Annotated in this window: 12 protein-coding genes; 8 read left to right on the top strand and 4 right to left on the bottom strand. The window is 65.4% G+C overall.

Going from position 1 to position 15,322, the window contains the following annotated elements; genetic code table 11:
- Positions 1-18: 18 nt before the first annotated feature.
- Genes gatB through gatC form a run of 3 tightly spaced genes read right to left on the bottom strand, consistent with a single transcriptional unit; the run spans position 19 to position 3,230 of the window.
- Positions 19-1,464 carry an Asp-tRNA(Asn)/Glu-tRNA(Gln) amidotransferase subunit GatB gene (gatB, locus tag ACIQYU_RS01670; RefSeq protein WP_207834725.1) on the bottom strand — a complete coding sequence of 482 codons (1,446 nt, stop codon included), beginning with the start codon at positions 1,462-1,464 and terminating at the stop codon, positions 19-21.
- 11 nt (positions 1,465-1,475) lie between these two features.
- Positions 1,476-2,927, bottom strand: a complete 1,452-nt coding sequence (gene gatA / locus ACIQYU_RS01675) for an Asp-tRNA(Asn)/Glu-tRNA(Gln) amidotransferase subunit GatA (protein ID WP_207834723.1) — start codon at positions 2,925-2,927, stop codon at positions 1,476-1,478.
- Positions 2,928-2,942: 15 nt separating this feature from the next.
- On the bottom strand, positions 2,943-3,230 hold the full coding sequence (gene gatC, locus ACIQYU_RS01680; protein ID WP_003255165.1) for an Asp-tRNA(Asn)/Glu-tRNA(Gln) amidotransferase subunit GatC: 288 nt from the start codon (positions 3,228-3,230) through the stop codon (positions 2,943-2,945).
- 205 nt (positions 3,231-3,435) lie between these two features.
- On the opposite strand from gatC, the gene mreB reads away from it, so the two are divergent.
- The 8 genes from mreB to tldD all read left to right on the top strand — a co-directional run bounded on the left by mreB (position 3,436) and on the right by tldD (position 14,639).
- Positions 3,436-4,473: a rod shape-determining protein MreB gene (gene mreB, locus ACIQYU_RS01685; RefSeq protein ID WP_003255163.1), complete on the top strand. Its 1,038-nt coding sequence runs from the start codon at positions 3,436-3,438 to the stop codon at positions 4,471-4,473.
- A gap of 226 nt (positions 4,474-4,699) precedes the next feature.
- Positions 4,700-5,686 carry a rod shape-determining protein MreC gene (mreC, locus tag ACIQYU_RS01690; RefSeq protein WP_063911351.1) on the top strand — a complete coding sequence of 329 codons (987 nt, stop codon included), beginning with the start codon at positions 4,700-4,702 and terminating at the stop codon, positions 5,684-5,686.
- Complete coding sequence (gene mreD / locus ACIQYU_RS01695; RefSeq protein ID WP_063911352.1) at positions 5,686-6,174, top strand: rod shape-determining protein MreD; 489 nt, start codon at positions 5,686-5,688, stop codon at positions 6,172-6,174. The genes mreC and mreD overlap by 1 nt, the downstream gene beginning before the upstream one ends.
- Positions 6,175-6,207: 33 nt before the next feature.
- Positions 6,208-6,909 (top strand): nucleoside triphosphate pyrophosphatase, encoded by a 702-nt coding sequence (locus ACIQYU_RS01700; RefSeq protein WP_233687256.1) that lies wholly within the window; start codon positions 6,208-6,210, stop codon positions 6,907-6,909.
- 54 nt (positions 6,910-6,963) lie between these two features.
- Positions 6,964-8,421: a ribonuclease G gene (gene rng / locus ACIQYU_RS01705; protein WP_207834714.1), complete on the top strand. Its 1,458-nt coding sequence runs from the start codon at positions 6,964-6,966 to the stop codon at positions 8,419-8,421.
- Positions 8,422-8,503: 82 nt separating this feature from the next.
- Entirely contained in the window at positions 8,504-12,337 is a 3,834-nt protein-coding gene (locus tag ACIQYU_RS01710; RefSeq protein WP_233693879.1) for a YhdP family protein, read from the top strand.
- Positions 12,338-12,345: 8 nt separating this feature from the next.
- Entirely contained in the window at positions 12,346-13,197 is an 852-nt protein-coding gene (locus tag ACIQYU_RS01715; protein WP_015269054.1) for a carbon-nitrogen hydrolase family protein, read from the top strand.
- A 2-nt stretch (positions 13,198-13,199) separates the two neighbouring features.
- A complete protein-coding gene (gene tldD, locus ACIQYU_RS01720) occupies positions 13,200-14,639 on the top strand; it encodes a metalloprotease TldD (RefSeq protein WP_402797971.1) in 1,440 nt (479 codons plus the stop codon).
- 138 nt (positions 14,640-14,777) lie between these two features.
- On the opposite strand, the gene yjgA is transcribed toward tldD, so the two are convergent.
- The gene (yjgA, locus tag ACIQYU_RS01725; protein WP_207834694.1) at positions 14,778-15,299 is read right to left on the bottom strand and encodes a ribosome biogenesis factor YjgA; all 522 of its coding nucleotides are present in this window, start codon (positions 15,297-15,299) and stop codon (positions 14,778-14,780) included.
- Positions 15,300-15,322: the final 23 nt, after the last annotated feature.

Here is a 15,322-nt window from a genome sequence, read left to right on the forward strand (position 1 = left end):
ACTACAGGGATAAAACAATCACCCTTCGAGCTTGGCCTTGAGCAATTGGTTCACTTGCCCCGGGTTGGCCTTGCCTTTGGAGGCTTTCATCGCCTGGCCGACGAAGAAGCCGAACATCTTGCCACGCTTGGCCTCGTCGGCTGCGCGGTACTGTTCGACCTGCTCGGCGTTGGCCGCCAGCATTTCGTCGAGCATCTTGTCGATCGCACCGGTATCGGTGACCTGCTTCAGGCCTTTGCTTTCGATGATGCTGTCGGCATCGCCTTCACCGGCAGCCATGGCCTCGAACACAGTCTTGGCGATCTTGCCGCTGATGGTGTTGTCGCGAATACGCAACAGCATGCCGCCCAGCTGCGCGGCGCTGACCGGCGCCTGGTCGATCTCGATGCCCAGCTTGTTCAGCAGGCTGCCCAGTTCGACCATGACCCAGTTGGCAGCCAGCTTGGCGTCGCCACCGATCCTCACCACTTCCTCGAAGTAGTCCGCCTGTTCGCGGCTGGATGCCAGCACGTTGGCGTCGTAGGCCGACAGGCCGTACTGGCTCTGGAAGCGCTCGACCTTCTGCGTTGGCAGCTCCGGCAAGCCGGCACGGACGGTTTCGAGGAAGCTGTCCTCGATGACCACCGGCAGCAGGTCCGGGTCGGGGAAGTAACGGTAGTCGTTGGCTTCCTCCTTGCTGCGCATGGAGCGGGTCTCGTCTTTGTTCGGGTCGTACAGGCGGGTTTCCTGCACCACTTTGCCGCCGTCCTCGATCAGGTCGATCTGGCGCTGGATCTCGCTGTTGATCGCGCGCTCGATGAAGCGGAACGAGTTGACGTTCTTGATCTCGCAGCGGGTACCGAACTCGGTCTGGCCTTTCGGGCGGATCGACACGTTGCAGTCGCAGCGCAGCGAGCCTTCGGCCATGTTGCCGTCGCAGATGCCCAGGTAACGTACCAGCGCGTGGATCGCCTTGACGTAGGCCACCGCTTCCTTGGCGCTGCGCATGTCCGGCTCGGAAACGATTTCCAGCAGCGGGGTGCCGGCACGGTTCAGGTCGATGCCGGTGGAGCCGCTGAAGTCTTCGTGCAGGCTCTTGCCGGCGTCTTCTTCCAGGTGCGCGCGGGTTACCCCGATGCGCTTGATGGTGCCGTCTTCCAGGGCGATGTCCAGGTGGCCCTTGCCGACGATCGGCAGGTCCATCTGGCTGATCTGGTAGCCCTTGGGCAGGTCGGGGTAGAAGTAGTTCTTGCGTGCGAACACGTTGCGCTTGCCGATCTCGGCATCGATGGCCAGGCCGAACATGCACGCCATGCGCACGGCTTCCTGGTTCAGTACCGGCAGTACGCCTGGCATGCCCAGGTCAACCAGGCTGGCCTGGGTGTTCGGCTCGGAACCGAAGGTGGTGGCGCTGCCGGAGAAGATCTTCGACTGGGTGGCGAGCTGAGTGTGGATTTCCAGCCCGATCACAACTTCCCATTGCATGTGTGAATTCCTCAGAAGCCGTTGGGGGCGCGGGTGTGCCAGTCGGTCACTTGCTGGTAGCGGTGCGCGACGTTGAGCAGGCGGCCTTCCTGGAAGTATGGCGCCAGCAGTTGCACGCCGACCGGCAGGCCGTCGACGAAGCCGGCTGGCATCGACAGGCCCGGCAGGCCCGCCAGGTTGGCGGTGATGGTGTAGACGTCTTCCAGGTAGGCGGCGACCGGGTCGCTGCTCTTGGCGCCGAGCTTCCAGGCCGGGTTTGGCGTGGTCGGGCCGAGGATCAGGTCGACGTCGTTGAAGGCTGCCATGAAGTCGTTCTTGATCAGGCGGCGGATCTGTTGCGCCTTCACGTAGTAGGCGTCGTAGTAGCCAGCCGACAGGGCGTAGGTGCCGACCATGATGCGGCGCTGCACTTCGACGCCGAAGCCTTCGCCACGGGAACGCTTGTACAGGTCGGTGAGGTCTTTCGGGTTTTCGCAGCGGTAGCCGAAGCGCACGCCGTCGAAACGCGACAGGTTGGACGAGGCTTCAGCGGGGGCGATCACGTAGTAGGCCGGGATGGCGTGCTGCATGTTCGGCAGGCTGATTTCCTTGACCACCGCGCCGAGCTTTTCCAGTTCCTTGACGCTGGCCTGGACCAGGTCGGCAATGCGTGGGTCCAGGCCGGCCCCGAAGTATTCCTTCGGCAGGCCGATGCGCAGGCCCTGCAGCGAAGCATTCAGGTTGGCGCTGTAGTCCGGCACCGGCTCTTCGATGCTGGTGGAGTCCTTGGCGTCGAAGCCGGCCATGCCTTGCAGCAGCAGGGCGCAGTCTTCGGCGGTGCGGGCCAGCGGGCCACCCTGGTCGAGGCTGGAGGCGTAGGCGATCATGCCCCAGCGCGACACGCGACCGTAGGTCGGCTTGAGGCCGGTGAGGTTGGTCAGTGCCGCCGGTTGGCGGATCGAGCCGCCGGTGTCGGTGCCGGTGGTGGCCGGCAGCAGGCGCGCAGCCACCGCCGCGGCCGAACCGCCCGACGAGCCGCCCGGGACGTGCTCGAGGTTCCAGGGGTTCTTCACCGCGCCGTAGTAGCTGGATTCGTTGGCCGAACCCATGGCGAATTCGTCCATGTTGGTCTTGCCCAGGGTGACCATGCCGGCATCGGCCAGCTTGGCAACCACGGTGGCGTCATACGGCGCCTTGAAGTTGTCGAGCATCTTCGAGCCGCAGCTGGTGCGTACGCCGTTGGTGCAGAACAGGTCCTTGTGGGCGATCGGGGCACCCAGCAGCGCGCCGGTTTCGCCAGCGGCGCGACGGGCGTCGGCGGCACGCGCCTGGCCCAGGGCCAGGTCTTCGGTGACGCTGATGAAGCTGTTGATTTGCGGGTCGAGCTGCTTGATGCGCGCCAGCAGGGCGCCGGTCAGCTCTTCGGAGGAAAACGACTTGTCGGCGAGTCCGCGGGCGATCTCGGCCAGGGTCAATTGATGCATGGCAGGCTCTATCCCTTACTCGATGACTTTGGGAACCAGGTACAGACCGCTTTCGGTCGATGGCGCGATGGCCTGGTAGGCGTCGCGCTGGTTGCTCTCGGTGACCTGGTCGGGACGCAGACGCTGGCTGGCCTCCAGGGGGTGGGCCAGTGGCTCGATGCCAGTAGTGTCGACCGCTTGCATCTGGTCGACCAGCCCGAGAATGCTGTTCAGTGCGTCGGTAATGCGTGGCAGTTCGCCATCATTCAGGCCCAGACGGGCCAGATGGGCGATCTTTTCCACGTCGCAGCGTTCAAGCGCCATGGGGATCTCCAGGGGAAACAAAGACCGGAATTTGGCTCCGGAGTGAGGAACATGTCAGCTTTCTGGCGGTCTAACGGCCGCGAAATTCTGCTGGCGTGCTCGGAAAAACAGCCAATTTAACATATTGGCTCCTTGCCCAAAATCCCTGCCATTGTTAGAGTTTGCCGCACTTTTTTACCCACGCTTTCCCCAGGGTCACTTTCCCATGTTCAAGAAACTGCGTGGCATGTTTTCCAGCGATCTGTCCATCGACCTGGGTACTGCCAACACCCTTATTTACGTGCGTGAGCGCGGTATCGTCCTGAATGAGCCCTCGGTTGTTGCCATCCGTACCCATGGCAACCAGAAAAGCGTCGTCGCCGTCGGTACCGAAGCCAAGCGCATGCTGGGCCGTACGCCTGGCAACATTGCTGCCATTCGTCCGATGAAGGACGGCGTCATCGCCGACTTCAGCGTCTGCGAAAAAATGTTGCAATATTTTATCAACAAGGTGCACGAGAACAGCTTCCTGCAGCCGAGCCCGCGCGTGCTGATCTGCGTGCCATGCAAGTCGACTCAGGTAGAGCGCCGCGCCATTCGCGAGTCGGCCCTGGGCGCCGGTGCCCGTGAAGTGTTCCTGATCGAAGAACCGATGGCCGCCGCCATTGGTGCCGGCCTGCCGGTCGAAGAGGCCCGCGGTTCGATGGTCGTCGATATCGGTGGTGGTACCACTGAAATCGCGCTGATCTCCCTGAACGGCGTGGTCTATGCCGAATCTGTCCGCGTTGGCGGCGACCGCTTCGACGAAGCCATCGTCACCTACGTGCGCCGCAACTACGGCAGCCTGATCGGCGAGTCCACCGCCGAGCGCATCAAGCAGGAAATCGGTACTGCCTACCCGGGCGGCGAAGTACGCGAAGTCGACGTGCGCGGCCGCAACCTGGCCGAGGGCGTACCACGTGCCTTCACCCTGAACTCCAACGAAGTGCTCGAAGCGCTGCAGGAATCCCTGGCGACCATCGTCCAGGCGGTCAAGAGCGCCCTGGAGCAATCGCCGCCCGAGCTGGCCTCGGACATCGCCGAGCGTGGCCTGGTGCTGACCGGTGGTGGCGCGCTGCTGCGTGACCTGGACAAGCTGCTGGCCCAGGAAACCGGCCTGCCGGTGATCGTCGCCGAAGACCCGCTGACCTGTGTCGCCCGTGGCGGCGGTCGCGCCCTGGAGATGATGGACAAGCACGCGATGGACCTGCTCTCCAGCGAGTGATCCCGCTCGCTGTTCACGAGCGCCCGGTTTACAGGTAGTACGCACAGTGCTACCTGTATGTGCTGGGCTGGCGCCCGTTCGGGGCGCCGTATCCGTCAACCCGCAACCAGGCTGGTGCGTTGTCCCATGTCCAATGACCTCCTGAGTCGTCCACGAGGAACGGCCCATTAAACCGCTTTTCTCCAAGGGCCCTTCGCTGGGCGTTCGCCTGCTCGTCCTGGTGGTGATGTCGGTCGCGTTGATGGTTGTCGACGCGCGTTTCGACGTGCTCAAGCCGGTGCGCAGCCAGATGGGCCTGGTACTCATGGAGTCGTACTGGATCACCGACCTGCCGCAGCGTGCGTGGCAAGGTGTGGCCGGCCAGTTCGGCAGCCGCACCGAACTGATCGCCGAAAACGAAAAGCTCAAGACCGAAGCCCTGCTGTTGCAGGGGCGCCTGCAGAAGCTGGCAGCCCTGACCGAGCAGAACGTGCGCCTGCGCGAGTTGCTCAACTCCTCGGCGCTGGTCAATGAAAAGGTCGAAGTGGCCGAGCTGATTGGTGTCGACCCCAACCCGTTCACCCACCGCATCCTGATCAACAAGGGCGAGCGTGATGGCGTGTTCCTGGGCCAACCGGTGCTCGATGCCCGTGGCCTGATGGGCCAGGTGGTCGAGCTGATGCCCTACACCTCGCGGGTACTGTTGCTGACCGATACCACCCATAGCATCCCGGTGCAGGTCAACCGCAATGGCCTGCGCGCCATCGCCAGCGGCACCGGCAACCCGGAGCGCCTGGAGCTGCGCCATGTGGCCGATACCGCCGACATCAAGGAAGGCGACCTGCTGGTCAGTTCCGGCATGGGGCAACGTTTCCCGGCCGGCTACCCGGTGGCCACGGTCAACGAAGTGATTCACGATTCCGGCCAGCCGTTCGCCATCGTTCGCGCCATCCCCACCGCCGCGCTCAACCGCAGCCGCTACATGCTGCTGGTGTTCAGTGACCGACGTACCCCGGAGCAGCGCGCCACCGATGCTGGCATCGCCCAGGAAGAGGCTGACCGCAAGGGCGCCTCGGCCCCAGGCCAGCCGGCCACGACGGGCGAGCACGTTGCACCGGCGCCTGCCGCGCCGGCCACACCTGCGGCCCCGGTAGCCCCGGCTGCGCAGCCTGCAGCCCCGGCGGCCGCACCTGCTACGCCGGCTGCCGCACCCGCTCACACCCGGAGGCAATGATGGCTGCATCACGCCGCAACAACGGCTGGGTCATCTGGCTGACTTTCGCCATCGGCCTGCTGCTCAGCGTCTCGCCCATGCCGCAGTTCATGGACGTGTTCCGGCCCATGTGGCTGGCCTTGCTGGTGTCGTTCTGGACCCTCGCCGTGCCGAACAAGGTCGGCATGACCACCGCGTTCGTGCTGGGCCTGGCCGAGGATGTGCTGTACGGCACCCTGCTGGGGCAGAACGCGCTGATCCTCACCCTCATCACCTTCCTGGTGCTGTCCTTGCAGCAGCGCCTGCGCATGTTCCCCATGTGGCAGCAGAGCCTGGTGATCCTGGTGATCTTCGGCATCGCCCAGCTGATCCAGCTGTGGCTCAGCGCGCTGACCGGCAATCGCCTGCCCACCCTGGCGCTGGTCTGGTCGGCGGTGATCAGTGCCTTGCTCTGGCCGTGGATCAGCTTCGCCCTGCGCGACCTGCGCCGACGCTTGCATATCAATTGACGGCGCCGCCGCGACTGACAGGGAGATGTCTGCATGAACCCACTATACCTGGCCTCCGGCTCGCCCCGTCGTCGTGAACTACTGACCCAGATCGGTGTGCCGTTCAGCGTCGTCAGTGCCCCCATCGATGAAACCCCGCTGCCCAATGAAAGCGCCCCGGCCTACGTCGAGCGCCTGGCCCGGGCCAAGGCTGCCGCCGGCCTGGCTAGCCTGGAACCTCCAGTGCAGGCCGTTCGCGGGCATGCCCGCTCCCACAGGTACAGCGCCGATCCTGTGGGAGCGGGCGTGCCCGCGAAGGCCCCAAAGGGGCCCGCTGTAGTGCTGGGCGCAGACACCGCCGTGGTGCTCGATGGTCGTATTCTCGGCAAACCGGAAAACCGCGAAGATGCCCTGGCCATGCTGGCCGACCTGTCGGGCCGCGAGCACCAGGTGCTGACCGCGGTCGCCGTCAGCGATGGCCAGCGCGTGCACAGCCTGTGCGTCACCAGCAAGGTGCGCTTCCGTGTGATCAGCGCCGATGAAGCGCAACGCTACTGGGCCAGCGGCGAGCCCACGGACAAGGCCGGCGGCTATGCCATCCAGGGCTTGGGCGCGGTGTTCGTCACCGGCCTTTCCGGCAGCTACTCGGCGGTGGTCGGCCTGCCCCTCAGTGAAACGGCCGAGCTGCTTGGCCAGTTCGGCATCGCCTGCTGGCAATCGCCCGCGCATACGCCAGAGGTAACAAACCAGCGGTAGCCAGCACTGCATACGCCATCCATCATTACCCAAGACCTTTGACGAGAGCCTGCCATGAGTGAAGAGATCCTGATCAACATCACCCCGATGGAGTCACGCGTGGCGGTGGTGGAAAACGGGGTGCTGCAGGAAGTGCACGTCGAGCGCACCCAGCGCCGGGGCATCGTCGGCAACATCTACAAGGGCAAGGTGGTGCGCGTGCTGCCGGGCATGCAGGCGGCCTTCGTCGACATCGGCCTGGAGCGTGCGGCGTTCATCCATGCCTCGGAAATATCCCAGCGTGAAGGCTCGGCGGTAGAGAACATCACCGCCCTGGTGCATGAAGGCCAGGCCCTGGTGGTACAGGTGACCAAGGACCCGATCGGCACCAAGGGCGCGCGCCTGACCACCCAGCTGTCGATCCCGTCGCGCTACCTGGTGTACATGCCGCGCAGCAGCCATGTCGGCATTTCCCTGAAGATCGAAGACGAAGCCGAGCGCGAGCGCCTCAAGCAGGTGGTCAGCGACTGCATGGTAAGCGAGAACATCAAGGACGCTGGCGGCTTCATCCTGCGCACTGCGGCCGAAGGCGCGCGCGCCGAAGAGATCCTGCAGGACATTCGCTACCTGCGCCGCTTGTGGGAGCAGATCGGCACCCAGATCAAGACCTGCGGCGCGCCCACGGTCATCTACGAGGACCTGGGCCTTGCCCTGCGTACCCTGCGCGACCTGGTCAACCCGAAGATCGAGAAGATCCGCATCGACTCGCGGGAAACCTTCCAGAAGACCACGCAGTTCGTTGGCGAGCTGATGCCGGAAATCGCCGACCGCCTCGAACACTATCCGGGCGAACGGCCGATCTTCGACCTGTACGGTGTCGAGGACGAGATCCAGCGCGCGCTGGAGCGCAAGGTACCGCTCAAGTCCGGTGGCTACCTGGTGGTCGATCCGGCTGAAGCGATGACCACCATCGATGTGAACACCGGCGCCTTCGTCGGCCATCGCAACCTTGAAGAGACCATCTTCAAGACCAACCTCGAGGCCGCCACCGCCATCGCCCGGCAACTGCGCCTGCGCAACATTGGCGGCATCATCATCATCGACTTCATCGACATGGAAGACGAAGAGCACCAGCGCCAGGTGCTGCGCACCCTGGAAAAGCAGCTGGAGCGCGATCACGCCAAGACCAACATCATCGGCATCACCGAACTGGGCCTGGTACAGATGACCCGCAAGCGCACGCGGGAAAGCCTGGAACAAGTGCTGTGCGAGCCCTGCCTGGCCTGCCAGGGCCGCGGCAAGCTGAAAACCCCCGAGACCATCTGTTACGAAATCTTCCGCGAGATCCTGCGCGAGGCCCGTGCCTACCAGGCCGAAGGCTACCGCGTGCTGGCCAACCAGAAGGTAGTCGACCGGTTGCTGGATGAAGAGTCCGGTAACGTCGCGGAGCTGGAGGCCTTCATCGGCCGAACCATTCGTTTCCAGGTGGAGTCGATGTATTCGCAGGAACAATACGATGTGGTGCTGCTCTGAGGCCTTCTGAAACGCGCCACGGGTGGCCCGGGCTGGCAAAACCGGTACGACGGGCCATCATGGATAAACGACCTGGAGGGCCATGGCCATGGGACGTCTGACCCGCGTTCTTGTCGCCTTGACCCGCTGGGGCCTGGGCGTTTGCGCCCTGCTGGCGGTACTGGTGGCGCTGTATGTCAGCCTCGGTCGCGAACTGGTGCCGTTGGTGGCCGAGTACCGCGCCGATGTGGAGGCCAAGGCCGAGCAAGCCTTGGGGTTGCCCGTGCACGTCGGTGCCCTGGAAGGCCGCTGGAGCGGCCTGGCGCCGGTGCTGCGGGTGCGCGACCTGCAACTGGGCGATGGGGCCACGGCCCTGCGCCTGGACGACGTCAAGGTAGTACCCGATGTCTGGGCCAGCCTCACCGCCCGCGAAGTACGCCTGGCACGCATTCAGCTGGGCGGTCTGCAACTGATCCTGCGCGAGAACGAGCAGGGGGCCTGGAGCCTCGAAGGCTTGCCAAAGCAGAACGATGCGCCGCTCGACCCGGCCGAGTTGCTGCAGCGCCTGCGCCAGCTGGGCCGCATCGATGTGTTCGACAGCCAGGTCACCCTGCACCCCTGGCAGCGCGACCCGCTGACCCTGACTTACGTGAGCGCCGGCCTGCAGGCCGGGGCTTCGCGCCAGGCCCTGGACCTGCGCGCGACCCTGCCCGATGGCCAGCCCCTGGCGCTGAACCTGCGCAGCCGTGCGTCGGCCAACGCCTGGCGCGACGGCCAGGTCGAAGCCTACCTGAGCCTGCCGCAGAGTGACTGGGCGCGCTGGCTGCCGCCTCGCCTGCTGGGCCAGTGGCATGCCGACGCCTTGCGGGCGGGCGGCGAGTTCTGGGTCGACTGGCGCAACGGGCAGTTGCAGCAGGGCGTGGTGCGCCTCAATGCACCCGAGCTGCAGGGCGCCTATGCCGGGCGCAAGGCGGCCACACTGAACAACCTGGCCCTGGGTGCCTGGTTCCAGCGCCGGGAGCAAGGCTTCGATGTAGTGGTCGATTCCCTGGCCATGGATATCGGCAAGACCCGTTGGGAATCGCACCTGCAATTGCAGCAGCGTCCTGGCGAGGATGCAGCCGCGGAAAGCTGGCAAGTGCAGGCCGACCGCCTCGACCTCACGCCGTTGACCCCGCTGATCGATGCCCTGGCGCCGTTGCCGGACAAGGTCATGGCCGTGGTCGATGGCCTGAAGGTGACCGGCGCACTGCGCAATGTGCGCCTGCAAGCACGGCCCAAGGCCGAGGGTGACCAGCGCCTGCAGTTCGAGGCCAACCTGGAGAAGGTCGGTTTCGATGCCTATCACAATGCCCCGGCGGCCGGTAATGTCAGCGGCAGCATCAGCGGTGACCTTGGCCATGGTGAACTGCGCCTGGATACCGAGGCATTCATGCTGCACCTGTACCCGATCTTCGCCAAACCCTGGCACTACCAGAAGGCCAATGCGCGCCTGACCTGGGCCTTGGACAAGGAAGGTTTCACCCTGGTCGCGCCTTACCTCAAGGTACTGGGCGAAGAGGGCAAGATCGCCGGTGACTTCCTCATTCGCCTGTTGTTCGAAGAGGGCCGCGAGGACTACATGGACCTGCGCGTCGGCCTGACCGAAGGCGATGGTCGCTACACCGCCAAGTACCTGCCCGAGGTGCTCAGCCCGGCCCTCGACGAATGGCTGCGCAGCGCGATCGTCAAGGGCACGGTGGACGAAGGCTACTTCCAGTACCAGGGCTCGTTGAACCATGGCGCCGCACCGGAAGCCCGCAGCATCAGCCTGTTCTTCAAGGTGCGTGATGCAGCCCTGGACTTCCAGCCGGGCTGGCCACAGGTGCAGCACGTGGATGGTGATGTGTTCATCGAGGACAGCGGTGTGCGCATCAAGGCCCAGCGCGGCGTGCTGCTCGACACCAAGGTCAGTGATGTGAGCGTCGATATCCCGCATGTCGACGAGGGCCAGCAAAGCCACCTGTACCTCGATGGCGACTTCGACGGCAGCCTGGGCGATGGCCTGAAGATCCTCAAGGAAGCGCCAATCGGCACTGGCGAGATCTTCGCAGGCTGGGAGGGCGAGGGGCCGCTCAAGGGCAAGGTCAAGCTCGACATTCCGCTGGTCCGCGGGGAGCGGCCGAAAGTGCAGGTGGACTTTGCCACCAGCGATGCGCGGCTGAAAGTCGCGCCGCCGAGCCTGGAGTTGAGCCGCCTGAAGGGTGACTTCAGTTTCGATTTCGACAAGGGCCTGAGCGGCAAGGGCATCAGCCTGCAGGCCTTCGGCAAGCCGGTAACGGCGCAAATCACCGCCGAAGGCCAGCCAGGGCAGATGCAGACCCGCATCAACGCCAATGGTCGGGTCGCGCTCAAGGCGCTGACCGACTGGCTGCAGTTCAACCAGGCCTTGCCTGCGTCCGGCGACCTGCCGTACCAGTTGCAGGTCAGCTTGGGTAGCCGGGACAACCGCCTGAGTGTCACCTCCAGCCTCAAGGGCCTGGCCATCGACCTGCCGGCACCGTTCGGCAAGGCGGCCGCGGATACCCGTGACAGCCGGTTCAGCATGAGTCTGCAAGGCCCGGAACGGCGCTTCGATGCTGCTTACACCGACCTTGCCCGCTTCGCCTATGCTGCGCCGGCTGACAAACTGGCCCAGGGCCGTGGCGAATTGTTGCTGGGCGCAGGTGACGCCCAGCTACCTGCCGGCCAGGGCCTGCGGGTACGCGGGCGCCTGGAGGCACTGGACCTGGCGCCCTGGCAAGAGCAGGCGGCGCGGCTGGCCGGTGACGATCCGGGCGGTAGCGCGCGGCAGAACCTGCAGGGCGTCGACCTGAGCATCGGCCAGTTGAAAGCCTTTGGCCTGGACCTGAACCAGGCCGTGGTGCGTCTGGCCCGTGGTGGCCCGGCCTGGGATCTGCGCCTCGACAGCAAGGAGGTCATCGGCAACGCCCGGGTGCCGGACGCCAAGGGCGCGCCCATGGTCGTGCGCATGCAGACCTTGCGCCTGCCCGCCGCCAGCGCTGCTGAAAAGCAGGCCGAGGCACAGGCCGAGGAGGGCCCGGACCCGCTGGCCTCGTTCGACCCGCGCAAGGTGCCGGCGCTGGACCTGAGCATCGACAAGCTCTACCGCGGTGACGACCTGTTCGGCAGCGCGTCACTCAAGCTGCGGCCGACCGCGCGCGGCGTGACCGCCAGCGATATCGACCTCGACTTCAAGGGCCTGCGTATCGATGGTGGCGGCGGCTGGGAAGGCGAACCGGGTAGCACCAGCAGCTGGTACAAAGGGCGCCTGGACGGCAAGAACCTGGCGGATGTGCTCAAGGCCTGGGGCTTTGCCCCGACCGTGACCAGCCGCGACTTCCGCCTGGATGTGGATGGCCGCTGGCCGGGTTCGCCGGCCTCGGTGAGCCTCAAGCGCTTCTCCGGCAGCATGGACGCAGCGCTGCGCACCGGCCAGTTCGTCGAGGTCGAAGGCAGTGCCCAGGCGCTGCGGGTGTTCGGCCTGCTCAACTTCAACTCCATCGGCCGGCGCTTGCGCCTGGACTTCTCCGACCTGTTCGACAAGGGCCTGGCCTACGACCGGGTCAAGGGCTTGCTGGTGGCCAGTGATGGTGTCTACGTGACCCGCGAGCCAATCGCCGTGACCGGCCCGTCGAGCAACTTCGAGCTGGACGGTACCCTGGACCTTGTACGCGACCGGGTCGATGCCAACCTGCAGGTGAGCCTGCCGGTGACCAACAACCTGCCGCTGGCGGCTCTGATTGTCGGCGCGCCGGCCGTTGGCGGGGCGCTGTTCCTGGTCGACCGGCTGATCGGTGATCGCGTGTCGCGCTTCGCCAGCGTGCACTACCGTGTCGAAGGGCCGGTGAAAGAGCCTAGAATCACATTTGTGAAACCTTTCGAGAAATCCCGCTAGGAGTGCCCATGAAGGCAGCGGTAATCCAGATGGTCAGCCAGGACGATGTGCTGGCCAACCTGCAGCGCGCCGGTGCCCTGCTGGAGCAGGCCGCGTCTGGCGGTGCACGGCTGGCCGTGCTGCCGGAAAACTTCGCCGCCATGGGCCGCAAGGACGCCGCTGCCATCGGGCGCGCCGAAGCGTTGGGCGAAGGGCCGATTCTGCCATGGTTGAAACGCACCGCCCGCGACCTCAAGTTATGGATTGTCGCCGGTACCTTGCCATTGCCACCGGTCGGCCAGCCCGAGGCCAAGGCTCATGCCTGCTCGCTGCTGATCGACGAACACGGCGAGGTAGCGGCACGCTATGACAAGCTGCACCTGTTCGACGTCGACGTTGCCGACAACCGTGGCCGCTATCGCGAGTCCGACGACTACGCACACGGCGCCCAGGTGGTGGTGGCTGATACGCCGGTGGGGCGGCTGGGGCTGAGCGTGTGCTACGACCTGCGCTTCCCCGAACTGTACAGCGCGCTGCGCGCCGCCGGCGCGGAGCTGATCACTGCGCCGGCCGCGTTTACTGCGGTAACGGGCGCGGCGCACTGGGAAGTGCTGGTGCGCGCCCGTGCCATCGAGACCCAGTGCTACCTGCTGGCTGCGGCCCAGGGTGGTACCCACCCGGGGCCACGGGAAACCCATGGCCATGCGGCGATCGTCGACCCCTGGGGGCGCATCGTCGCGGAACAGGCGCAAGGTGAAGCGGTACTGCTCGCCGAGCGCGACATTGACGAACAAGCGTCCATCCGGGCGCGCATGCCGGTGGTATCGCACCGGCGCTTTTTCTCGCAGGGCGCGTTGCGGCCTGCGCACACCTCGGAGTGACTATGAGCCAGATGTTATCCACCGTCAGTGAGCAGCTCCTGGCCCCAGGCGGCTTGACCCTGGACAGCCTGCAGAGCGTGCTGGGTGAGTTGGCTGGCCCCGGCATCGATGCCGCCGACCTGTATTTCCAGGGCCAGATCTCGGAAACCTGGGCGCTGGAAGACGGCATCGTCAAAGAGGGCAGTTTCAACCTCGACCAGGGCGTGGGCGTGCGTGCCCAGTCCGGTGAAAAGACTGGCTTCGCCTACAGCAACGCGATCAACCTCGAGGCGCTGACCTCGGCCGCCCGGGCCGCCCGTTCGATCTCGCGTGCCGGGCAGAACGGCAAGGTACAGGCCTTCCGCAGCCAGGACGTGACCGCCCTTTATTCGGCGGACAACCCGCTGGATGTGCTCAGCCGTGCCGAAAAGGTCGAGCTGCTCAAGCGTGTCGACGCCGCTACTCGTGCCCTGGACCCGCGTATCCAGCAGGTCAGTGTGAGCATGGCCGGGGTCTGGGAGCGCATCCTGATCGCTGCGGCCGATGGCAGCCTGGCCGCCGACGTGCGCCCGCTGGTGCGCTTCAACGTCAGCGTCATCGTCGAGCAGAACGGCCGCCGCGAGCGTGGCGGGCAGGGCGGTGGCGGGCGTACCGACTACCGCTTCTTCACCGAAGAACGGGTCATGGGCTATGCCCGCGAAGCGCTGCGCCAGGCCCTGGTGAACCTGGAAGCGATCCCGGCGCCGGCCGGTACCCTGCCGGTGGTGCTGGGTTCGGGCTGGTCAGGGGTGCTGCTGCACGAGGCTGTCGGCCATGGCCTGGAAGGTGACTTCAACCGCAAGGGCAGCTCGGCGTTCAGCGGCCGCATTGGCGAGAAGGTGGCGTCGAGCCTGTGCACCATCGTCGACGACGGCACCCTCGAAGGCCGCCGTGGTTCGCTGAGCGTGGACGATGAAGGCACCCCGACCGAGTGCACCACGCTGATCGAGAACGGTGTGCTCAAGGGCTACATGCAGGACAAGCTGAACGCGCGCCTGATGGGCATGGCGGTGACCGGCAACGGCCGCCGCGAATCCTACGCGCACCTGCCGATGCCGCGCATGACCAACACCTATATGCGTGCGGGCGAAAGCGACCCGCAGGAAATCATCGCTTCGGTGAAGAGGGGTATCTACTGCGCCAACCTCGGCGGTGGCCAGGTGGACATCACCAGCGGCAAGTTCGTGTTCTCGACCAGTGAGGCCTACCTGATCGAAGACGGCAAGATTACCGCGCCGGTGAAGGGGGCGACCCTGATCGGCAATGGCCCGGAGGCGATGAGCCGGGTGTCGATGGTCGGTAACGACCTGGCGCTGGACAGCGGGGTAGGGACTTGCGGCAAGGACGGGCAGTCGGTGCCGGTCGGGGTCGGGCAGCCGACCCTGAAGCTGGATGCGATTACCGTGGGCGGTACAGGGGCGTGATGGCCATCTGGGACCGCTTTGCGGTCCTTTCGCGACGCAAGGCCGCTCCCACAGGGACCGCGCCGTGCAGAAATGGCAGCGCACTTACTGTGGGAGCGGCCTTGTGTCGCGATTGGGCCGCCAAGCGGCCCCGGCGATTCAGCGCAAGCCGCGTTGCAGCTCGTCCAGGTCGCGGATGTACTTGAACACCTTGCGCGCGGCGGCAGGCGGTTTGTTCCGCGCCTTCTCGTGCTGGGCATGGCGTACCAGCGAGCGCAGCTGCTGGCGGTCGGTGTCGGGGTACTCGCTGACGAAGCGCTCGAGGTCTTCGTCATTGCCGTCGATCAGCCGGTCGCGCCAGCGCTCCAGGTTGTGGAAGCGTTCGTTGTACTGGCGGGTCGAGCTGTCCATCTGTTCGAGCAAGGCGTGGATGGCATCCAGGTCTTGCACGCGCATCAGCTTGCCGACGAACGACATGTGGCGTTTGCGGGCACCGTGTGCGGTGTGCTTGCTGGCTTCGGCCAGGGCCTTGCGCAGCTCGTCGGTCAACGGCAGGCGGGCCAGGGTATCGGCCTTGAGCGTGGTAAGGCGCTCGCCGAGTTCGACCAGCGCATGCAGCTCGCGCTTGATCTGGGTTTTGCTTTTTTCGCCGTCGAAGGCGTCGTCGTTTGAATCAACCATGGTGGCAGTCCGCTAGAAATCGC

It is taken from the genome of Pseudomonas sp. NPDC096925 (genome assembly GCF_044762545.1).
Taxonomy (GTDB): domain Bacteria; phylum Pseudomonadota; class Gammaproteobacteria; order Pseudomonadales; family Pseudomonadaceae; genus Aquipseudomonas.